General features: G+C 52.9%; 19 protein-coding genes and 1 tRNA gene. 8 read left to right on the top strand and 12 right to left on the bottom strand.

Annotated features, from left to right (window positions below; translation table 11 throughout):
* Nucleotides 1–137: 137 nt before the first annotated feature.
* Nucleotides 138–515, bottom strand: a complete 378-nt coding sequence (locus tag MKY86_RS05495; protein ID WP_036696174.1) for a PH domain-containing protein — start codon at nt 513–515, stop codon at nt 138–140.
* 456 nt (nt 516–971) lie between these two features.
* On the opposite strand from MKY86_RS05495, the gene abc-f reads away from it, so the two are divergent.
* Nucleotides 972–2,987: a ribosomal protection-like ABC-F family protein gene (abc-f, locus tag MKY86_RS05490; protein ID WP_076076895.1), complete on the top strand. Its 2,016-nt coding sequence runs from the start codon at nt 972–974 to the stop codon at nt 2,985–2,987.
* Between the two features lie 94 nt (nt 2,988–3,081).
* Entirely contained in the window at nt 3,082–3,555 is a 474-nt protein-coding gene (locus tag MKY86_RS05485; protein ID WP_076076898.1) for an ASCH domain-containing protein, read from the top strand.
* Nucleotides 3,556–3,650: 95 nt separating this feature from the next.
* Here the strand turns inward: MKY86_RS05485 and MKY86_RS05480 are convergent, their stop codons facing one another.
* The 3 genes from MKY86_RS05480 to MKY86_RS05470 all read right to left on the bottom strand — a co-directional run bounded on the left by MKY86_RS05480 (nt 3,651) and on the right by MKY86_RS05470 (nt 5,627).
* Nucleotides 3,651–3,806 (bottom strand): hypothetical protein, encoded by a 156-nt coding sequence (locus MKY86_RS05480; protein ID WP_156949647.1) that lies wholly within the window; start codon nt 3,804–3,806, stop codon nt 3,651–3,653.
* Between the two features lie 202 nt (nt 3,807–4,008).
* The gene (locus MKY86_RS05475; RefSeq protein ID WP_076076900.1) at nt 4,009–4,626 is read right to left on the bottom strand and encodes an NUDIX hydrolase; all 618 of its coding nucleotides are present in this window, start codon (nt 4,624–4,626) and stop codon (nt 4,009–4,011) included.
* A gap of 50 nt (nt 4,627–4,676) precedes the next feature.
* Nucleotides 4,677–5,627 (bottom strand): TRM11 family SAM-dependent methyltransferase, encoded by a 951-nt coding sequence (locus MKY86_RS05470; RefSeq protein ID WP_076076993.1) that lies wholly within the window; start codon nt 5,625–5,627, stop codon nt 4,677–4,679.
* Nucleotides 5,628–5,944: 317 nt separating this feature from the next.
* Here MKY86_RS05470 and MKY86_RS05465 point away from each other — a divergent pair, with 317 nt between their 5' ends.
* Nucleotides 5,945–7,300: a dipeptidase gene (locus MKY86_RS05465; protein ID WP_076076903.1), complete on the top strand. Its 1,356-nt coding sequence runs from the start codon at nt 5,945–5,947 to the stop codon at nt 7,298–7,300.
* Between the two features lie 750 nt (nt 7,301–8,050).
* Here MKY86_RS05465 and MKY86_RS05460 read toward each other — a convergent pair.
* The 3 genes from MKY86_RS05460 to MKY86_RS05450 all read right to left on the bottom strand — a co-directional run bounded on the left by MKY86_RS05460 (nt 8,051) and on the right by MKY86_RS05450 (nt 11,481).
* Nucleotides 8,051–8,124, bottom strand: a tRNA-Gly gene (locus tag MKY86_RS05460).
* 85 nt (nt 8,125–8,209) lie between these two features.
* Nucleotides 8,210–10,333 carry a putative bifunctional diguanylate cyclase/phosphodiesterase gene (locus MKY86_RS05455; RefSeq protein WP_076076905.1) on the bottom strand — a complete coding sequence of 708 codons (2,124 nt, stop codon included), beginning with the start codon at nt 10,331–10,333 and terminating at the stop codon, nt 8,210–8,212.
* A gap of 188 nt (nt 10,334–10,521) precedes the next feature.
* On the bottom strand, nt 10,522–11,481 hold the full coding sequence (locus MKY86_RS05450) for an aldolase catalytic domain-containing protein (protein ID WP_200869575.1): 960 nt from the start codon (nt 11,479–11,481) through the stop codon (nt 10,522–10,524).
* Between the two features lie 218 nt (nt 11,482–11,699).
* Between MKY86_RS05450 and MKY86_RS05445 the strand changes: the two genes are divergently transcribed.
* The 4 genes from MKY86_RS05445 to MKY86_RS05430 all read left to right on the top strand — a co-directional run bounded on the left by MKY86_RS05445 (nt 11,700) and on the right by MKY86_RS05430 (nt 14,423).
* Nucleotides 11,700–11,942 carry a FeoA family protein gene (locus MKY86_RS05445; RefSeq protein WP_036696155.1) on the top strand — a complete coding sequence of 81 codons (243 nt, stop codon included), beginning with the start codon at nt 11,700–11,702 and terminating at the stop codon, nt 11,940–11,942.
* On the top strand, nt 11,939–13,951 hold the full coding sequence (gene feoB, locus MKY86_RS05440; protein ID WP_076076908.1) for a ferrous iron transport protein B: 2,013 nt from the start codon (nt 11,939–11,941) through the stop codon (nt 13,949–13,951). The genes MKY86_RS05445 and feoB overlap by 4 nt, the downstream gene beginning before the upstream one ends.
* Before the next feature lie 36 nt (nt 13,952–13,987).
* Complete coding sequence (locus MKY86_RS05435) at nt 13,988–14,179, top strand: FeoB-associated Cys-rich membrane protein (RefSeq protein WP_339254387.1); 192 nt, start codon at nt 13,988–13,990, stop codon at nt 14,177–14,179.
* Between the two features lie 112 nt (nt 14,180–14,291).
* A complete protein-coding gene (locus MKY86_RS05430) occupies nt 14,292–14,423 on the top strand; it encodes a hypothetical protein (protein WP_256707444.1) in 132 nt (43 codons plus the stop codon).
* A 108-nt stretch (nt 14,424–14,531) separates the two neighbouring features.
* On the opposite strand, the gene MKY86_RS05425 is transcribed toward MKY86_RS05430, so the two are convergent.
* The 5 genes from MKY86_RS05425 to leuB all read right to left on the bottom strand — a co-directional run bounded on the left by MKY86_RS05425 (nt 14,532) and on the right by leuB (nt 20,250).
* Nucleotides 14,532–16,064 (bottom strand): leucyl aminopeptidase, encoded by a 1,533-nt coding sequence (locus MKY86_RS05425; protein WP_076076910.1) that lies wholly within the window; start codon nt 16,062–16,064, stop codon nt 14,532–14,534.
* Between the two features lie 164 nt (nt 16,065–16,228).
* Nucleotides 16,229–17,332, bottom strand: a complete 1,104-nt coding sequence (locus MKY86_RS05420) for an ATP-binding protein (protein ID WP_036727689.1) — start codon at nt 17,330–17,332, stop codon at nt 16,229–16,231.
* A gap of 334 nt (nt 17,333–17,666) precedes the next feature.
* The gene (locus MKY86_RS05415) at nt 17,667–18,074 is read right to left on the bottom strand and encodes a hypothetical protein (protein ID WP_036727687.1); all 408 of its coding nucleotides are present in this window, start codon (nt 18,072–18,074) and stop codon (nt 17,667–17,669) included.
* Between the two features lie 218 nt (nt 18,075–18,292).
* Nucleotides 18,293–18,832, bottom strand: a complete 540-nt coding sequence (locus MKY86_RS05410) for a peroxiredoxin (RefSeq protein WP_036727686.1) — start codon at nt 18,830–18,832, stop codon at nt 18,293–18,295.
* Nucleotides 18,833–19,167: 335 nt separating this feature from the next.
* Nucleotides 19,168–20,250 carry a 3-isopropylmalate dehydrogenase gene (leuB, locus tag MKY86_RS05405; RefSeq protein ID WP_036727684.1) on the bottom strand — a complete coding sequence of 361 codons (1,083 nt, stop codon included), beginning with the start codon at nt 20,248–20,250 and terminating at the stop codon, nt 19,168–19,170.
* Nucleotides 20,251–20,477: 227 nt separating this feature from the next.
* On the opposite strand from leuB, the gene MKY86_RS05400 reads away from it, so the two are divergent.
* Nucleotides 20,478–21,458 carry an aldo/keto reductase gene (locus MKY86_RS05400; RefSeq protein WP_036696143.1) on the top strand — a complete coding sequence of 327 codons (981 nt, stop codon included), beginning with the start codon at nt 20,478–20,480 and terminating at the stop codon, nt 21,456–21,458.
* Nucleotides 21,459–21,479: the final 21 nt, after the last annotated feature.

The following is a 21,479-nucleotide window of genomic DNA, read 5'->3' as shown; positions in this document are numbered from 1 at the left end:
ACATTTGCTGCCGCTTATTTTGTGAGCCATGCACAAATTTCAGGATGGAAGCAGGCCCAGGCCCGTCATCCCTTCTATCCGTCTGTTATATGGAGCGCAGCAGGCTACAGCCTTAGTACGCCCTCTGTGCATCCCCCTCACTTCAGGATATATTGCGACAGCACAGCCTGCACTTCATAGATATCGACCGACTTGTTGAAGGTTTTCTTCAGCGGTAGCCCCGCGCCCGAGATATACAGGCACAGCTCCGCATCCAGGTCGAAATGCCCCGCCGTCTCCACGGAGTAATGGGTGATGCTTTTGTAAGGAACAGAATGGTATTCGGTTTTCTTGCCGGTCATCCCCTGCTTGTCTACAAGAATCAGCCGCTTGTCTGTAAAAATAAACATGTCCCGGACCAGCTTATAAGCGCGCTCAATCTTTTCATTCGGAGCCAGAATCCGTCCGTATTCCCGCTGCACCTCTCCCAGCTCGACCTGGGTCGCATTGCCCAGCAATCCGTTAAAAATCGCCATAGCTCTCCTCTTTTCCCGCAGCCGTTATAAGGGCAACGCCCCTTTGCCACACTCCATACTACTTGCAGAACCATGCATTTATGTCTCTGCGGGAACAATTCTCCCTTGCTTATTCCGGGATTTTTGGTTACACTAGCTTTACATTTATCACAAAGGAGGTGTAGGAGAATGGATCGCAATGTGACCAACAGTGTTAGCAGCCGGCTGATTAATATCATGTCTGGCATCGTTCATGTAAAATCCGACAACGGGAGAAGTCTGTCCATTTACACGAACTTAATAACACTACAACATTGTGAAATGCCTTTCTCGCCTACACTTCAACGGATGTCTTAACCCGAAGAATTCTCAGGCCGCAGGGAAATTTCCCTGCGGCCTTTTTATGTGCTTTTGACCGGAGGATTCGGATAACCAGAAGCGGCGAGCAGAGGGCATTCTAATAAAAGGAGCCTAACGATGATTATCTCATGCCAAAATATCCAAAAATACCACGGTGCCCAGCTCGTCCTGAGCGATGTCACCTTCGATATCCGCCAAGGCGAAAAAATCGGCCTGATCGGCCGCAACGGCTGCGGAAAAACCACCCTCTTCCACCTGCTGAGCGGGGAAGAACGCCCGGATCAAGGGCAGCTCTCCATCCGCCGGGGCAGCGTCATCGGCCTGCTTGCCCAGATTCAGGAGGTGAACGAGAGCGATACGGTCTATGCCGTCCTCCAGCGCAGCTTCGCCGAGCAGCTCGGCTGGCAGCGCCGCCTGCGGGAGCTGGAGCAGGAGATGTCTTCCTCCGGCGCGGGCGAAGACGGGCAGGCCTGGAACCAGCTGCTTAAGGAATACGGCACCCTGCAGGAGAAGTTCGAGGCCGCAGGCGGCTATGAGCTGGAAGCCTCGATCCAGCGTGTAGCCTCAGGGCTGGGGATTGGAACGGAGCAGTACGACCGCCGCTTCTCCTCCCTCTCCGGCGGAGAGAAGACCAAGGTAGGGCTGGCCGAGCTGCTGCTGCGCCGTCCCGACATCCTGCTGCTCGATGAGCCGACCAACCATCTGGACATGGAGGCTATCGAGTGGCTGGAGCAGTTCCTCCAGAGCTATGACGGCACGGTGCTGGCGATCTCCCATGACCGTTACTTCCTGGATGCCGTGGTGAAGAAGGTCATCGAGATTGAAGACGGGGAGGCTTTCACCTTCCATACGAACTACAGCGGTTATCAGGTGGAGAAGGAAGCCCGGCTCCTTCAGCAATTCGCTGACTACCAGGAGCAGCAGAAGAAGATCAAGCAGATGCAAGAGAGTATCAAAAGGCTGATTGAATGGGGCAACCGCTCCAATCCGCCGAACCCTTCCTTCCACCGCCGTGCGGCGTCCATGCAGAAGGCGCTGGACCGGATGGTCAAGGTCAAACGCCCGATCCTGGAGCGCAAGTCCATGGATCTGCAGCTCCAGCAGGAGGAGCGGACCGGCAACCAGGTCGTCATCCTGGACCGGATCAGCAAGTCTTACGGGGAGCGCAGGCTTTTCTCGGCCGCCAGCGATATTCTGAGATACGGCGAGACCACCGCACTGATCGGCGGCAACGGAGCAGGCAAAAGTACCCTGCTGAAGATCATCCTTGGCCAGGAGTCACCGGACAGCGGGAGCTGTACGCTCGCTTCCAGAGCTGTCGTTGGTTATCTGGCCCAGGAAGCTGTGCCGGAGGAGGGCGGCCACTCCGTGCTGCGGTATTTCCGCGAGGAGGCCGGCCTTGAAGAAGGCGAAGCCCGCGGCCAGCTGGCCCGCTTCCTCTTCTACGGCAGCGATGTCTTCAAGAGCATCACCAACCTGTCAGGAGGAGAATGGACCCGGCTGCGCTTCGCGATCCTGATGCACAAGAGGCCGAACCTGCTGATTCTGGATGAGCCGACCAACCATCTGGATATCGATTCACGCGAGGCGCTGGAAGAAGCGTTGGAGGAATTCCCCGGCACCGTGCTGGCGGTATCCCATGACCGTTATTTCATCAACCGCTGCTTCGGCAAGCTCTGGCATATTGACGGCGGACACTTCTCCTCCTTCCCGGGCAACTATGAATACTATAAGGAAAAGCAGGCCGAAGCCGCCCAGCGGAAAGAGGCCACGCAGCCGGAATCTTCCGGGGACGGCACCGGCAAGCCCCGCTCCTTAAGCGGGCAGGTAGACCGCTCCCCTTCTGCCCCTGCTTCAGCAGGTTCGGGTACGGAATCCGCTTCCTCCCGCCGCAAGAATACAGGGGGATCACCCTCCAGTCCTGCCAGTCCGAACCGCAAGCCGCGTCCGGCAGCTTCGTGGGAGCAGGATATTGCCGCAGCGGAAGCGCAGCTTGCTCTTATCGATGCCGAGATGCTGGACCCGCAGCTGTCGAGCAATGCAGAGAAGCTGGCCGAGCTGCAAGGAATGAGAGATGCTGCGCAGCAGAAGCTCGATGACCTGTATAGCGGCTGGTTAAGCGAAGCGGATTGATCTGCACTGCTCTCCCGTCCTCGCCCAACTGGAATCGGCTTGGCTTCACGATAAATGAATATAGACTTACAAATCTAAGGTAGAGGTGACCGTAATGACATTAACCCCGGAAATTGCGAAATATTGGGAGAGTTATCTGGTGAAGCATCCGGAGGCGGCAGACAAATTCGACAGCGCCTGGGCGTTCGGCGACAATCCCCGGCTGGCGGATGAGCTGCTGGATCTGGTTCTGAGCGGAATCAAGACAGGAACCGCGCAGAATGCTGAGCTGATTGAAGCCCAGGGGCTGGCCATGCCTTTTGCAGGCGGGTTGTCCATCCTGCTGGACAGTCAGGGGCAGCCGCGTGCGATCATCGAAACAACGAAGGTGGAGGTCGTTCCATTCGCTGAGGTAACCGCTGAATTCGCCTACTCCGAAGGGGAGGATGACCGCAGCCTTGAATCCTGGCGCTACGAGCATGAGGTGTTCTTCACCAGGGAGCTGGGGCGTGAGGGCAAGCCATTCGACCCGGATATGCGGGTGGTCTGCGAGACCTTCCAGCTGGTGCATATCAACAACGACTTGTAATTTCAGCATAAAAAGGCTGCTTCTTCACTTCGAAGAGGCAGCCTTCATTGTATATGTGTAAGTTAGTAGTGGAATATAGCTTCTGCGGACGGGTCTTAGAATTTCCAGATGCCCATCATCCAGCCGATCAACGAGATCCATAAGGGAATACTGATCAGGACACCCCATACCAGGCCCGTGGCAATATTGCCCTCTGTAGGCCGGGTCATCCCCTCCTGCGCAAGCGGAAGTCTTAGCTCTTCTTGTTCCATGCGATCCCCTCCTAAAATTCTTATCGTCAAAGCAGAGGAAAAAATGTAGACCGCCAGGCCCAAAAAGAGATGTTTTCGATAAATTTTTTAGATATAAAGGCTCAGCGGACTATCACTGTAAAGGCTTACATAAATAATATTAACCAAAAAATGTATTCATAAAACTTATATACACTCTTGGTTATCTATTATATGCAGTGCTTTAGTCCAATATTACTTCTTTTTCGGGATGATGTAAATATTGGAATAGGGTGTGCAGCTGCTCCGCCGTATTGCGCTCTTCAGACAATTCGGGCAATGCATCCTCGGCAAAAAAACCCGCACCGCTCGTCTCCACACCACCCGCCGCCTCCCCGCCGGTAATTCTGCAGAGGATGAACATTTTATAGGTATGGTACGGCTCCGGCGGATGATGATGGAACTTCTTATCCAGTACGGCAAGCAGACGGACCGCTTCCGCCTGATAGCCGGATTCCTCGGCAATCTCCTTCACCGCTACCTCGCTTGGTGACAGGCCGATATCCGCCCACCCTCCGGGCAGTGCCCATTTTCCGTCGAGCTTCTCGTGTACGAGCAGAATTTTATCATCCTGAAAAATCACTCCCCGAATATCCACCTTAGGTGTGCTGTACCCGCCTTCGCCCGCGAAAGAGAGCCGGATACGCTCCTTGCTCTCATACGTATAGTTCGCCAGGATATCCACGCTCAGCTCCCGCAGCGCCTGATAACGCTCAATATCATATACATCCTTGGCATACGTCAGCCCTGTCTGGGCAATCCCTTGAATTTCTTTGGCCCAGGTTAACCATTTCGGTTCCATAAGCACACCGCCTTCACTCGGATTTAGTTACGCCTTTCCTTCAAGGTGCACTACTCGCACAGCATCAGATGACGGGAGAACGCACCTTTTCGCGCCACACAACGGTCTACAATCGTAAAACCGGCCGCAGCAATCATCTCATCCACAGCCTCAATCGCCACAATGACCACTCTGTCCGCAATCCGCCGCGTATGGCTCAGAATTGCAAACTGCTCTTCGGGGGTAATCCGTGAATACAAGTTATAAGGCATATCCACAATGGCCGCATCATAATGCTCCTGGATGTCTGCAATATCACCGAGCGTCACGATGCTCTCGAAGCCGAAATGAGCGATGTTCGTCCGCGCACCGGCTGCAATGAGCGGGTTAATATCACGGCCGACGACATCGATTCCCATCGACAGTGCTTCCACCATTACCGTGCCAATTCCGCAGCAGGGGTCGATCAGCTTCACACCGGGTATGCGCGGAACCGCCATATTGACCGCCGCCCGGGCTACCCGTGTGCTGAGCGCTATGGAGTAACTGCGGGGCTTGTGCATCTGCCGGAACCAGGTTGCATTGTTCTTATGATAAGGGCCGAAGTACCAGCGTCCACCGAGCGTTACAATCCCGTACACCAGCTCCGGATGGTTCACATCCGCCTCTCCCTCAATCCGCAGGCCGATTTCCCGCTCAATCACTCTGCGCTCACCGTATTCGATTTTGTGCTCAGGAGCCAGATCATTAGTCTTCACAAAAATAACCTTGAAGCTCTGCCCCTCCACATCTACCTGCTCCGTCTGCTTGTAGATCTCCGGGAGCGTGTCCCCTTCGTACATCACATCAATCCGCTCTTTGATAAAAGGACTGCGGCTGACATCCACCTCTACCCCGCTTGCAAATATAGCCGGAGGGATCTCCCTGCCGAATAGGCAGCGCAGCTCCATCCCGCATAAAGAGGTCTCATCCGGTGAATGGGCATAAGTATATATATATAACGGTTCAACACTTGCAGGCATATTCGCTGACACTTCAATTTCGCTCCTGTCGCTTCCGCCGCGCTCGGCGGTTCCTTTGCTTAAACTAAGTAAGTCTATCACGGTTACTGCCAGTAATCAACAGCCTGCAAGGAAGTGTTACCTAAGCTACGCAGCTCCAGTCACCCTCAGTTGAAGGGATGGGACAATCCTTTTTTGATCCATCGGGATATCTCCAGTATAATGAATGCATTACACTGCCGAACCTGAGCCGCAGAGACCCTCCGTTATGCATATTGCCGCATAATACGGGTAGCTGTGGTATTAAGCAGCGAATTCCAAGGAGGTACATACCCACAATGTCATATGAAACTTACTTTCAGACTGAGCGCGAAGCCCAGCTCAGCGAACTCAAGCAATGGCTGGCGATCCCCAGCATTTCAGCCCTGTCCAGCCACAAGGAAGATATTAATACCGCTGCCGGCTGGCTGGTAGAGACCCTGAAGCGTGCGGGTCTTGAGAACATCGAGCTGCACCCTACAGCCGGTCATCCGGTGATCTATGCAGACTACCTTCACGCTCCCGGCAAGCCGACCATTCTGGTCTACGGCCATTATGATGTACAGCCGGTGGATCCGCTGAACCTGTGGACTACGCCTCCGTTTGAACCGGAGATCCGTGACGGCAAGCTGTATGCGCGAGGCGCTACAGACGACAAGGGCCAGGTATTCATGCATATCAAAGCCATCGAGGCGATCCTGAAGCAAGAGGGCACTCTGCCGGTCAACATCAAGCTCTGCATCGAAGGGGAAGAAGAGATTGGCAGTGTCAACCTGCCGCCATTCCTGGAAACGAATCAGGACAAGCTTGCGGCAGATGCCGTTCTCGTCTCGGATACCTCTCTGCTGGAACGCGGACGCCCGGCCATCTGCACCGGGCTCCGTGGTCTCTGCTCGATGGAGGTCACAGTGAACACCGCCTTGACTGACCTGCACTCCGGCTCCTACGGCGGCGGCGTTCCCAATGCGCTGCATGCGCTCGTCTCGCTGCTCAGCACCCTTCACGATGACAAGGGCCGCGTATCTGTAGAAGGCTTCTACGAAGGTGTGCCTGCCCTGTCCCCGCTGCTGCGCGAAGAATTCGCCAAGCAAGGTGTGGATGAAGACAAAATCCGGACCGCCCTCGGCCTGGAGCAATTGTACGGCGAAGAAGGCTACACCTTCGTGGAACGGGTCGGCGCGCGTCCAACGCTGGAGCTGAACGGCGTATACGGAGGCTTCCAAGGCGAAGGCAGCAAGACCGTAATCCCGAAGGAAGCCCATGCCAAGATTACCTGCCGCCTGGTCGGCGACCAGGACCCGCAGCATATCCTGGATGCCGTTGAAGCCCATCTGAAGGCTAATATCCAGAATGGCGCCAAGGTTCAGGTGAAGCAGATGGAGAAGGCACGCGCCTTCAACATCGATCCGTCGCACCCGATCCTCCAGACCGCTGCCGATGCTTATGGCAAGGTCTACGGCACACGTGCCCTCTTCACCAAAGACGGCGGATCCATCCCAATCATGGAGAGCTTCGCCCGCATCCTGAAGGCGCCAGTCGTCCTGATGGGCTTCGGACTCGATGACGAGAATCTGCATGCGCCGGACGAGCATTTCAACCTGGAGAACTTCGACAAAGGCCTGCTGACCCTTGTCGAGTTCCTGAAGACTGTCTAACGTCCAAGGCAGACGGCTTACCTGTCATCGGGACACATTTATCAGCAAAGGCAGGCCCCCGAAGGATCAGGGGCCTGCCTTTTTCAACAGATGAATTAGTTGTGGCTGGTGTAGCCGGTGTGACTTGTGACACCTGTGCTCATTCTCTCTTACCGTCAACTTTCAGCGAGTTCAGGTGCACTAATGCTCCTCATTTCTGCTTACCGTCAACTTTCGGCTAAGTTTTATATGCTGGAGCGTATGCAGTCTTTGTGCTACTACTCACCTTTGCAATCCAGCCATCTAATTTCTCGTATGGCCACAGATGGCGGAATCAGTGGGATTTATCCCCTTGATTTTCACGTATAACTGACTTTCAGATGCATCAGTGGGATTTATCCCTCTCATTTTCCCGTTTAGCCAACTTTCAGCCGTATCAGAGGGATTTATCCCTCTCATTTTCACCTATCGCTCAATTCAGGCCGAATTAGAGGGACTTTTACCTTTGAATGAAGCCGCACCCTACTTTCAGCAGATTTAGTAATTGTTCTGCCAGTATGTACTATCCCTTATGTTCTGACCCTAAGTTCTGTTCTGTCCCTATGTACTCACGTATCTTCTATCACTAGGTACTCCCTCACGTCCTGCCACTACGTCTTCTTCCCTGTACCCTATCCTCCCTGATCAGCATTATCCACACATTCTAGTTCCCTGCAACAACTCCGAAACAACAAAAAAACCCTTGCGGACAAGGATTTCGGAAGTTAAATATGGAGCGGGTGATGGGAATCGAACCCACGCTATCAGCTTGGAAGGCTGAAGTTCTACCATTGAACTACACCCGCAACTCGAATTGAGTACAAGAAACATTGTAGCACCACTACGAATAAATTGCAACCCTATTAAATTCAGATACCGGAGGTCTGGAGGTTACGACGGCATTTCCAGCAAAGGCCTGAGGAAGGACTGTTCGAATTCAGCTGCCTTCACCGGCTTACTGAACAGATACCCCTGGGCCTCATGGCAATGCTGCTGGCGCAGAAAGTGCAGCTGCTCCTTGTTCTCCACACCTTCGGCGGTGACCTTGAGCTTCAAATGGTGGGCCATCGAGGTAATCGTAGAGACAATCGCGGCATTGTTGCTGTCCTCCATGACATCGGATACGAAGGAACGGTCGATCTTCAAGCGGTCAATCGGCATATTTTTCAGATAATGCAGCGAGCTGTAGCCTGTGCCGAAATCATCGATGCTGATGCATACGCCAAGTCTTTTGAGGCGGTTCAGCTGGTCGAAGGCGGTCTCCTTGTCGAGGGTCATACTCTCGGTAATCTCCAAATCCACGTAGCAGGGATCTAGACCGATATCCTTCAGGATGGCATCAATTTTGCCGGCCAGATTGGGCTGCAGAAACTGGCGCATCGAGAGGTTAATGGACACGCAAATCGGATGATAGCCGGCATCCTGCCACATTTTATTCTGCATACAGGCCGTCTTAAGCACCCATTCCCCAATGGGGACAATTAGCCCGCTCTCTTCAGCGATAGGAATGAAATCCACCGGAGAGACCAAGCCGCGTTTGGGATGGTTCCAGCGCAACAGCGCCTCCATGCCGACAATCTCTTCTGTCTCAAGTAGTACCTGGGGCTGATAGACCAGATAGAACTCCCCCCGTTCCAGCGCCCGGCGCAGATCGTTCTCCAGCTTGAGCCGTTCCTTCGCCTTCATCTGCATAGCCGGAATATAGCGGCGGATCTCCACCCCTTGATCCTTGGCATTGTGCACCGCTGTGTCTGCATTCTGTATCAACTGCTCTGCCGTATCTCCATCCCCGGGGTAGATGCTTACCCCCAGACTCAGTGAGATATGGTATTCGCCCGACTCCAGGCCTACCGGTGTCTCGAACAGGCGCAGCAGCTCACCCGCCCGAACCAGACAATTCTCCAGACCCGTCCGCTCCGTCATCAGAAAAGCAAACTCGTCCGCTCCCATACTAAAGAGCTCTTCATTGACTCTAACCTCATCCCCGATCCGCCGGGCGACCAGCTGCAGCAGCAGATCTCCTGCATAATGGCCAAGAGAGTCATTGATATTCTTGAAATGGTTGATGTTCATAATGACCAGCCCGGCGAAGCCGCGGCTTTTGTCCTGCTCACTGAGGAGCACCACCTCTTCCATGCGCTGCATCAGGCGGCGTCTGTTCGGAAGACCTGTCAGCTCATCGTGATACGCCAGATAATTAATCCGCGCTTCCGCCTGCTGATTCTCCTGAAATGGCTCCTCAATCGTCAATCTGTAGACCCCGGTCAGCAGAAGATAATAGGCCGCTGCGCTGCTGAGCATCCCGAAGAGATAATCCAATTCTCCGACACTGAACAGATTCATGAAGAAGACCTGAGCCAGTGAGAAGAACACAAGGGAACGGATAATAATCAGCAGAGAGGCTGACTTTTCGCTTTTGCCAGGATAGATAATAATCGCAGCACCAAGTAAATAGACGAACAGTATCGCCATATTCATCAGGTCTCTTGCCGTTTCTGCCCATGGTTCGTCCGCCAGCCCGGAGACAATCAGGTTGCCGAGACCAAACACAGCCAAAGCCAGCAGAATCACCACAAAAGCATTCCGAAACACCTTCCCCTTGACACCGTTTCCTACAAGCTGGTCTTCTCTGCTGAAAATAAGCATAATCCCCAGTGCACTGGCCAGCCGTGAGAACGTCAGGAGCCATAAGGACTGCTCCGGGCTGATATACGAGGTGATTCCAGGAATACCTACAAACCCGAGTACATGCAGGAAATCAAAAATGCTCACCCCCAGGAACAATGCAGAGGTGTACAGCCTAGCCTTAGATAAACTATTGGCGAACAGCAGCCAGCCCTGGGCAAAAATCGCAAAACCGAACGCGACAGTACAGCAGCCCAAAATAAGGTAAAAGGCTATCAGTAAATCCTTGTCCTCGATTCGGCCCAGCGGTGTACGAAAAATCTGGATCAGAAGGAATAGCACAGCCCCCAGAATAGCCGCATGAATCGTCTTTCTCTCTTCTTGTCTCATAAGTCCCTCGCGTCTAAAAATAATATCTATAAAGTCAGATGGATGTGTATGATGTCCTATGTATAAATATCGGCTAGATAGCTCTGTAAAGTTACATTGATCACCTACTAATATTGTAAGGAAGCAGATTCGGCAGAAAAAAAGCACCTGCCTACAAACAGAGGCCAGTGCTTTCTCCTTCCAGACGGTTATTTGTCCCCGAAATTGACCTCGGGTGTTGTCAGTGTGTCATAGAAGTCAACCGCCTTATCTTTATCGGCCGAAGATCGCAGCGCCATTGCCGAGCGGGGATGCTCGTCCAGCGTTCCTGTAATCATATACGGAATGATATAGCCCCACTCTTCCTTCTCCCGCAGAGGGATCATCAGGTTCTCAATGATATCCAGAACAGGCCGGAGCGTATAATTCGTATTCTTCAGATGGGTAACCAGCAGCTCTGTAGGACAGTTGCCTGCGGCACGGCCCATTCCATAACAGGAAGCATCCAGCAGCTCTACCCCCTTCTCGGCTGCAATCAGCGTATTGGAGAAGGCCAGCTGAAGATTGTTGTGGGTATGCACACCGAGCCGCTTCTCCGGAAGATGTGTCTTGAACTTCTCTACCAGGTAATGAAAGTCATTATGATCCAGGCTGCCGTAAGAATCCACGATATAGACTACATCAACTACGCTCTCACGGATCTGCTCGAAGGCTTCCAGCAGCTCATTCTCCATCACATTGGACAGGGCCATAATATTAATGGTCGTCTCATAGCCCAGGTCATGGAAGGTCTGCACCAGCTGAAGGGCCTTGTCCACATCCTTGCTGTAACAAGCCACACGGATCAGATCGAGCATGCTCTCGCTGCGTGGCAGAATATCATTCTCGTCCACCCGGCCGATATCGACCAGAGCCGACAGCTTCGTATGCCCCTTTTGCGGAATGACCTTGCGCAGGAAGTCATCATTCAAAAAGCGCCAAGGGCCTGCACCCTCTGCCCCTTTGAGCAGCTTCGGCGAGTTTTTATATCCGATCTCCATATAATCAACACCGGCTTCATTCAGTCCGGCATATAATTTCTGAACAAATTCAATACTGAAATCCCAGTTATTTACCAATCCCCCATCACGGATGGTACAATCGACAATTTTACTATGATTCGTCTTCACAATCTGTTCTCCCTTCGGGGTATCTCTTTAGTACTATGCTTATATTATCGTTCAATCATACTTTAACGAAGAAGATATTGTAAAGAAAATTTCAGTAATCTTCATATCGATTTTCGCTAACAGAAACAATGACATTAATCACAGAATAAATGGCAGTAAAATGCTACATTACAAGAAATCATTGAGATTGATTATCAGTCTCTTTCGGAGGGATAACAATGGCTCTAACATCCTGCTCCTTGCTGCGTTTGCAACCAGGCACTACCGGCTCCATTCAAAGAATTGAAGGCATGAATCCAATTTTGCGCCGCCGTCTGGCCGATCTGGGAGTATCTGAGGGTGTAATGATCCGTCTCAAGGGCAAAGGGCCGTTCATGGGTCCGATTACGCTTGAATGTAACGGTCAGCTATTTGCTATCCGGCGGAAGGAAGCATCTATGATAGAGGTGAAAGTATCATGAGCTCCATTGCACTTGTGGGGAACCCCAACACCGGGAAAACCTCGCTGTTCAATACCCTGACTTCCTCCTACGAATATGTAGGGAACTGGGCAGGCGTTACGGTTGAGAAAAAAATCGGCAGCCTGAAGAACGGAGCCGGGAAGCTCATCGATCTGCCTGGAATCTACTCCCTTCACCCCCTCTCCCGTGATGAGGGCGTAGCCGCACAATATCTAATCGAAGAAACCCCTGAAGCACTTATCAATATTGTCGATGCCTCGCAGTTGGAACGGAACCTGCTGCTTACCCTGCAGCTGCTGGAGTATGGCAAGCCGACGATCCTCGGACTGAATATGACCGATGTCGCCAAGGCGCGCGGCATTCAGGTGAACCCCGACATTCTTTCGGAACAGCTCGGTATTCCCGTGCTGCCGCTGGTTGCCCGGACAGGCAAAGGAACCAGTCAGGTGCTTAGCGTGCTGGAGCAGCCTTCCCATATCCCGCCTGTTACCTTCCGGTTGAATTATGGCGAACTCGCTGAAGAAGCCATAGCCTCCATTGTTACACATTTGCAAAAGATCTCTGGTCTGCCTAATCTCCGCTGGGTTGCTCTCCAGCTGCTGGAGCAGAACCCGGTAATCCTGGAGCTGCTTAAGAAGCGGACGGATATTTCCGGCTTGCTGCTGATTGCAGATACCGCTCAGACCCGGCTGCAGCGGGATAAGCTTGCACTCACTCTTCCCCAGTGGATTCGCTCGGTCCGCATGGACTACATCCGCAAGGTGTGCGCTGAAGCGATAGACTCCACCCTGCAAAAACCGCATAATTTGACCGAACGTCTGGATTCCATCCTTACCCACCGTTTTCTCGGACTGCCCCTGTTCATCCTGTTTATGTATGCCATGTTCAAAACTACCTTTGACTGGATTGGCGGGCCGTTGTCAGATCTCTTGGATGGCTTCATCGGCGGTCAGCTCAGCGATTGGACGAATTCGCTGCTGGGGGCCATCGGAGCTTCAGAATTCACGCACGCACTGATCGTTGATGGTCTCATCGGCGGTGTGGGCGGCGTGCTCGTATTTGTTCCACAGATATTCATCCTGTTCCTGATGATCTCCTTCCTGGAGGATTCCGGGTATATGGCCCGTGTCTGCCTGCTGATGGACAGCACGATGGAACGGATGGGACTGAACGGCAAGGCCTTCATTCCGTTCATTATCGGCTTCGGCTGCAACGTACCGGCGATTATGGCGGCCCGAAGTATTGAACAGCCCAAGGACCGGATGCTGACGACACTGCTTATGCCGCTGATGTCCTGTTCTGCCCGGCTTCCAGTCTATCTGCTGTTCGCAGCGGTCTTCTTCCCTGCCCAGCAAGCTGCAGCTGTACTCTCTATGTATGTCATGGGCGTTGTATTTGCCCTGGTTCTGTGTAAGTTCTTCTCCAAGTACCTGTTCAAGAATGAGGCGTCTATCTTCATTATCGAGCTGCCTCCTTACCGGATGCCGCAGCTCAAGACACTGAGCCGCAGCACCTGGGAGAAGGGCAAGGGCTTCCTGCGCAAAGCAGGGACCATTATCCTGGCCGGCTCGGTCCTGATCTGGCTGATGTCCTACGCTGGTCCTGGCGGTCTCAATGTGGACATGGATCACTCCTTCCTGGCCAAATTCGGCGGCTTCATTGCCCCGCTGCTGCAGCCGCTCGGCTTCGGAACATGGCAGGCGGGATCTACTCTGGTGCCCGGCTTCCTCGCGAAAGAGGTTGTGGTCTCTACCATGAACATCATCTACCATGCCCCGGATACAGCGGGACTGGAAGGCCAGATTGCTTCAGTCTTTACACCGCTTAGCTCGATCAGCTTCATGGCCTTTATCCTGCTCTACATTCCTTGCCTGGCCACTGTCGGCGTTATCAAGAAAGAGACTGCGTCCTGGAAATGGACATTCTTCTCCATGGGTTACTCTCTGGTATTGGCCTATGCGGTGTCACTGGTGATCTATCAAGGAGGACGTTTGCTCGGATGGTCGTAGCCCCGCAGCAAGTCCAAGTTATTAGGAGAGGAAGTGATGACGGCAATGATCGTTAATATTGTGATTGTGGCGCTAATATTCGGGTATTCCGGCTGGATAATCTACCGCCATGTGCAGAAAGGCAAGCAGGGGGCCTGTGCGGGCTGTGACAAGGGCAAGACCTGTCCCGCAGCAGCGATGGATTCACCTCTGTCCTGCGGCAGTGCTTCACTGGGCAGCAAGCGCTAGGATGCAGTTCTAGCGGATACAGACTTAGTATTCTTTCGTTTAGAAACCTTGGCATGCGGGTATGTTAGTTATAAGCTTTTAACAACCAGACTATTGCCAAGGAGGAATAACCATGAACACCAAGAAGACTTTGTTTACAACGGTAGCCTTGGGAGCCGCCTACTTGCTGAAGAATAAGAATACACGGGATAAGATTATGAATGGCGTCCAATCCCTGACGGCCCAGATGAAGGCCCGTAAATAGGCTGCTATTCCCGCAGTTATGAGAAGCAGGATTCCAAATGAACAAAGAGCCGCAGGTCTCAGGAAACTGAGAATCTGCGGCTCTTTGTGTCTGTTTGGACAATTCGGTCTAGGCTTCAGAGGGGCGATGATCTGGTTCAGCCGCAGCGCTCAGCAGATATTCCAGCAAGGTGCGGACCATGATGCCTGTGGCACCCTTAGGATTCACACCCCGTTCCGCAGACAGAAAGGCAGTCCCTGCAATATCGAGATGCACCCACGGCAATCCCTCGGCGAATTCTCCGATGAACAGCCCCGCCGTGCTGGCAGCCCCATATCGTCCGGCAGCATTGCGGAGATCCGCAACCTCGCTTGTCAGCATCTCACGGAATTCAGGATAGACAGGCAACGGCCAGATGTGCTCCCCTGACAGCCTTGAGGCTGCCAGAAGCTCTTCCAGGAATGCTTGATCATTTGTTACTGCCCCTGTAGCCACATCTCCCAGAATCGACACCACAGCTCCTGTCAGCGTGGCTACGTCAATGATCCGCTGTGCGCCCCATTCCCGGGCATAGGTAAGCGCATCTCCCAGAATGATCCGTCCCTCCGCATCAGTATTGATGATTTCGACCGTTCTTCCACTGAGGGTAGTAATGATATCGCCCGGTTTATAAGCATTCGCTGCCGGCATATTCTCTGCCGCCGGAATCAGCATGACCACATTGACCTTGGGACGCAAATGCCCCAGCGCATCCATTACCGCCAGAACCGCTGCGGCCCCGGCCATGTCACTGAACATGCTCTCCATGCCCGGTGCCCGTTTCAGGGAGATGCCCCCGGTATCGAAAGTGATTCCTTTGCCGACCAAGCCCACTGCGTTCTCCCATTGATTCGTCCCCTGATAGCGGATAACAATCATGCGGGGAGGATTCACACTGCCGCTGCCGACCGCAAGCAAGCCGCCCATTCCCTTAAGCGCAAGCTCCCGTTCATCCAGTACTTCAGCCGGAAGCCCGTGCCGCTGTGCAATTTCGATGGCAGCCACTGCAAGACCCGAAGGAGTCAGCAGGTTCCCCGGACGGTTGGTCAGATCACGGGCAAGGTTGGCAGCCTCCCCGAAAGCCTTCCCCCGCTTGATGCCTTGTCTCCAGGCTTCCTCTTCTGCTGCCTCGCTCTTGCCTTCCGTACGAAGATGTACCGTATCTATACCCGTATAGGCTGCCTGGTCCAGCTTATATTGTCTTCTGCGGTACGACCCCAGGACCAGCCCTTCCGCGATGGCCTGGCCGGCCTGCTCCGCCTTCAGCGCCCCAGTCAGCCCGCCTGGTACCGCCAATATCTGCACAACCAGCGCAACGGCCTTCAGCCTGTAAGCTGCCCTGGCGGTCTGCGCCATCAGCTGCCGCAGATCGTGCATACCCATCTGGCCCTTTCCGCTTCCGGCCAGAATGACCACAGGCTGCTCAGGCTGCTCCATTACGGGCAGTATATACACTTGCCCTTGTTTGCCGTTGAACAGGCCCGCAGCGGACAATAGGCGGACTCTCGCGGCCCAATCTGCCGGAAGTCCTTCTCCCTGTGCCTGTGCCTCTGAGATGATTAGACATACAGCATCTCCTTGCGGCGAAGCTTTACCGGCATCACTGCTCCATTCAAAGATCAAGCTCCATCCCTCCGCATCCTGGTTGCCCAACACTACTAACAAATACACTACTAACGCAGATAAGGCTGATCTCCCGCACTTGTTCGTGCATCGCAGGAATCAGCCCTTACATATTAATTATAACCCGTATGCACTCCACCGAGAACAAAGGGCTTAAGATAGCATTAGTGAGTAAGCGGAAGCGAAATGACGAACCGGGTTCCTTCATTCAGCCGGCTGCTGACCGAGATGCAGCCGCCATGATTCTTGATGATCCGGTCACTGACGGAGAGCCCGAGTCCCGTCCCATTCTCCTTCGTAGTGAAGAACGGATTGAATAGTCTGTCAAGTGTGCAGATATCCATTCCCTTGCCGTTGTCAGAGATGAAGATGCGCACCTCTGTTCCTTCTTTACGTGCGCCTACCTCAATCCGGCCTACAGAATCATCCACCCGCTCCGAGATCGCTTCCATCGCATTTCTGATCATATTCAGCACAACCTGCTTCATTTGCTTAATATCCCCTGAGATGACCAGGTCCTCCTGGAGCACCTGCAAGTTGATCTGGCAGCCCTTCATCAGCGCCTCGCTCTCTGTCAGCAGGACCACTTCCTTCAGCAAGGCAGAGACAGGAATCATGCTGATCTGCGGCACAGAAGGCTTGGAGGAAGTCAGAAATTCATGAATAATGTCATTGGCACGGTCAATCTCCGCTAATATAATCTTCGCATATTCTTCTTTGCCGAGCAGATGCAGATGGGGATGAAGCAATTGGATGAACCCCCGGATAGCCGTCAGAGGATTGCGGATCTCGTGGGCGATGGAGGCCGATAACCGGCCCAGCATGGCCAGGCTGTCGTTCTGGTAGGCCGTCTGTTCAATCAGCTTGTAGTCGGAGATCTCTTTGAATGTGAACAGGTAGCTGCCCTTCATTTCCTCTCCGCTGGACAGGGTTGCGCGCCAGTACCGTCCATATTCATCCACAAATTCATAGCTTGGCTTACCTTTGAGCACCATTTCACGATAACTCCTCAGCACCTGTTTCTTCTTGAAGCGGCTGAGCTGAATATGGGATAACAGATGATGCAAGGTGCAGCCCAGAAGAGAGTGACGGTTAAGCTCCAGAATGCCGTACATCTGCTTGTTGACGAAAGTCAGCACACCCTCATCATCAAAAAGCAGAATCCCGCTGTCGATGTGCTCCAGCACATCCTCAAATGTGGTATCCATCGGACCAGATTGAAACGTTCTTGCCGATAATAGCAAGCTTTCCTGATATTGGCTTATCACGATACGAAGTTCCCCCTTTTACTGCAATTGACGAAGACGCTTAAGCGACATCAAATTACTATGTATCTGAGTATATGACGAAGCCGCCAGAACATTCGAAAATCGTATTGTATTATCCAACCGTTTCAACTATATTCCAATCATATCCAAGAGAAGAAGACAACGCAATCAGAGAATCTGTCGAATGGCAAAAATATTCCTAAAATGATTCTTAAGACACATTTAAGTGGGAGGGGAATGATTTATTTCCTGCAAATACATTGAAAAGAGCCCCCGCCAGGCGGCGGGAGCTCACTGATTTATAACATGATGGTGGCAGGATCAAGACAGATATTCAAGCCTTCTGCTGGAGCCGGTGACGCCGCTGGCTCATGACAGCCAGACGCTTCTTCAGCTCACGTTCCCATTTGGAGTCACCGATCTGTTTGGCAACTGCCAGCAGGTCCAGCGACATATCGATCTGGCTGCGTATGATCGCGAGCGGGTCCTCGCTCTCCATATTGATGACGTTCTCGAAGATCGCTTCCTCTTCCTCCATCACATAATCCTGGAAATCCACATCCGTGACGCCGTCGCCATGGGCATATTCCGCCAGAATTTCATATTCATTCTCGACTTTGTAATGTACCTCTACCCGGTGGCATACCGGACAAAAAAGCAGGGGAACATTATGGACTTGCGTGCGATAATGCTTTAGGGTCCCCTTCGTTCCAACCATACTCGCTCCACAGCAAAAGCTCATTTTTGTTCACCCTCCTTGAGTGTTGTCGTTGATTTCCTATTAGTATATTACAAAACAGCGGGAGAGATTCCTCTCCTTACAAGCTATATATTAACCTTTATGCCCATTTTCAAACGTCTGTCCATATCTTTGCAAAAAACCTCCTTGAAGGGAATAATGCTTCCCGCAAGGAGGTCCTCTTAGTATATCAAAGATCGCAGTTCATGAGGCCCGGAAGCTTACAGGTTCTTGTCGCCTGGCTTCCAGTTCATAGCGCACAGCCCGCCGGATTGGAGAGCCTGCAGCACACGCAATGTCTCTTCAACGCTGCGGCCCACATCATTATGGTTAACAACCTGATACTTCAGTTCACCTTCAGGATCGATGATGAACAGTCCGCGCAGCGCAATGCCTTCTTCTTCAATCAGGACGCCATAATCGCTGGCAACCTTCTTCGTGATATCAGAAGCCAGCGGGAAGTTGATCTGGCCAAGACCGTTCATATCCTTAGGTGTAGACAACCAAGCCTTGTGGCTATGGATGGAGTCGATGCTCACACCTAGAATTTCTGTATCAAGCTCTGCGAAATCAGCAGCAGCATCACTCAGGGCTGTGATTTCAGTTGGACATACGAAGGTGAAATCAAGCGGATAGAAGAAGAATACAAGCCATTTGCCGCGATAGTCGGACAAGCTTACCTTACCGAAATCCTTACCGTCGCCTGTTACTGTCTCCATGAAGAAGTCAGGAGCGGGTTTACCTACCAAACGTTCTGCCATTGCTTAAATCCTCCTTTTGATTATGTAAGAAAAACAGCTACCGGACCGTTGCCGGATGCAATATGCTTTTCTTGATTTTATTGGATGGTTACATTCTTACGGGTACAGACCAAATGTTATCATCGTACAAAATCAAAGTCAATATTACATTGATTACTTTTTTATAATAATTATAAATAAGCAACATTTTGTGAAGTTTTTCTCCAAAATAGAAGAACGTATAGGTTTCACGCTATACGTTCTCCTTCTATTTCTCGCTGAAACGGTACCGTCCTTAAAAGGACGGCAAAGCCGTTTCCACTTGTTCTGCGTCAAAAGGGATACATGTGGTAGAACTAGGCTTTGCGGATAGCGGCTACAATCAGGTCGCCCATCTCTGTGGTGCTGATCGCCTTGCTCTTATCAACTGCGATATCGCTCGTCCGGTGACCGGCATCCAGTACCTCCGCAACTGCGGCTTCAATGGCAGCGGCTGCATTCTCGTAGCCGAAGGTCATACGGAACATCAGTGCAAGCGACAGGATCGTAGCGATCGGGTTCGCCAGCCCCTGTCCGGCAATGTCAGGCGCGGAGCCGTGAACCGGCTCATAGAGTCCGTAGCTGCCTTCTCCCAGTGAAGCGGAGGCCAGCATACCAATGGAGCCTGTCAGCATCGCTGCTTCATCGCTCAGGATATCACCGAACATATTCTCGGTCACGATGACATCGAAGCTCGAAGGACGGCGCAGCAGCTGCATCGCACAGTTATCCACCAGCACATGCTCAACTTCAACCTGCGGATATTCCGGCGCCAGTCTGTTCACCACTTCACGCCACAGACGGGAGGTCTCCAGAACGTTGGCTTTGTCGACACTCGCCAGCTTGCCCCGGCGCTTTCCGGCAATCTCGAACGCCTGGCGTACGATCCGCTCCACTTCAGTGACGTTGTAGACACAAGTATCTACCGCTTCTTCCCCATGCTCACCTTGACGGCGCAGCTTGTCCCCGAAGTAGATCCCGCCTGTCAATTCACGCACGACCATCAGGTCTGTGCCTTCCAGGACCTCCGGCTTCAGCGTCGAAGCATCCTTCAGACAATCGAAGACCACCGCCGGACGCAGATTGGAGAATAGGCCAAGCGCCTTGCGGATACCGAGCAGTCCGGTCTCCGGACGCAGCTCCTTCGGATTGTTATCCCATTTCGGTCCGCCTACGGCTCCAAGCAATACAGCATCGGCGCTGCGGCAGATCGCAAGCGTATCCTCAGGCAGCGGAGTTCCGCGTTCATCAATGGCGATTCCGCCGAACAGGGCGTGCTCTGTTTCAAATGTATACCCGAACAGCTCTTCCGTTCTTTTCAATACCTTTTCCGCTTCCGCCACAACTTCAGGTCCGATACCGTCCCCGGCAATTACGGCGATTTTTTTGACCTCGCTCATTCCTGTCACTCCTTAGGTAGTCCTGCTGGTCGCAGACATAGTTCTTCTGTATATTGTTGTATCATAACGAAGGACAAAGGACAAAGATATAGATTCTATCACGTTCATAGATATAGCCTATAAGTGAGACAAATCCCTAATTTGCCCTTGTCCCGCCAATTGATTACAATTAATGGGCAGGTGAAATTATCGGATCTCTAATCCTATGGAAGAGGAGTGATCTTAAGATGCAATACGCGAAGCTTGGCAAGTCTGGTATGAAGGTAAGCCGCCTCTGTCTGGGAACGATGAACTTCGGTCCCATCACCGACGAGAAGGAAGCCTTCCGGATTATGGATGCGGCGCTGGACGCGGGAGTCCAGTTTTTTGATACCGCCAATGTGTATGGATGGGGTGAAAACTCGGGTCTGACTGAGACTATTATCGGCCGCTGGTTCAAGCAGGGCGGCGGACGCCGTGAGAAGGTTGTCCTGGCGACCAAGGTCTACGGGGCGATGAGTGACAAGCTGGATGGACCCAATGATGAAGGCGGCCTCTCCTCCTACATTATCCGCCGCCATCTGGAGGGCTCCCTGCAGCGTCTGCAGACCGATCACATCGAACTCTACCAGATGCACCATATCGACCGTAACGTGTCCTGGGACGAGCTGTGGGGCGCCTTTGAGCTTGCAGTCAGCCAAGGCAAGATCGGCTACACCGGCTCCAGCAACTTCGCTGGCTGGGATATTGCCGTTGCCCAGCAGGAAGCGAAGGCCCGCGGGTTCCTTGGACTGGTATCCGAGCAGCATAAATACAGCCTGACCTGCCGTCTGCCGGAGCTTGAGGTTCTGCCTGCGGCGCAGCATCTGGGCCTCGGCATTATTCCGTGGAGTCCGCTTGACGGAGGGCTGCTGGGACGCAATGCGCTGAAGAAGATCGAGGGCAGCCGCAGCGGCGGCAACGCGGAGCGTGTGGAGCAGCACAAGAAGCAGCTTGAGGCCTTTGCGGAGCTGAGTCTGGAGCTGGGCGAGCCGCAGGATAATATCGCTCTGGCCTGGCTGCTGGCCAACCCTGCCGTAACAGCGCCAATCATCGGACCGCGTACGCTGGAGCAGTTCGAGAGCGCGCTGCGCAGCCTGGAGGTCGTTCTGGACGAGTCCGTGCTGAAGCGTCTGGACGAGATTTTCCCCGGACCCGGCGGTGCGGCTCCGAAGGCTTATGCATGGTAATCAGAACTAACTGGCTGCAGC

It is taken from the genome of Paenibacillus sp. FSL R7-0333 (assembly GCF_038000365.1).
GTDB classification, from domain to species: Bacteria; Bacillota; Bacilli; order Paenibacillales; family Paenibacillaceae; genus Paenibacillus_AQ; species Paenibacillus_AQ silagei.
Note: the sequence above shows the minus strand (reverse complement) of the source record. Positions and strands in the feature narration are given on the sequence as shown.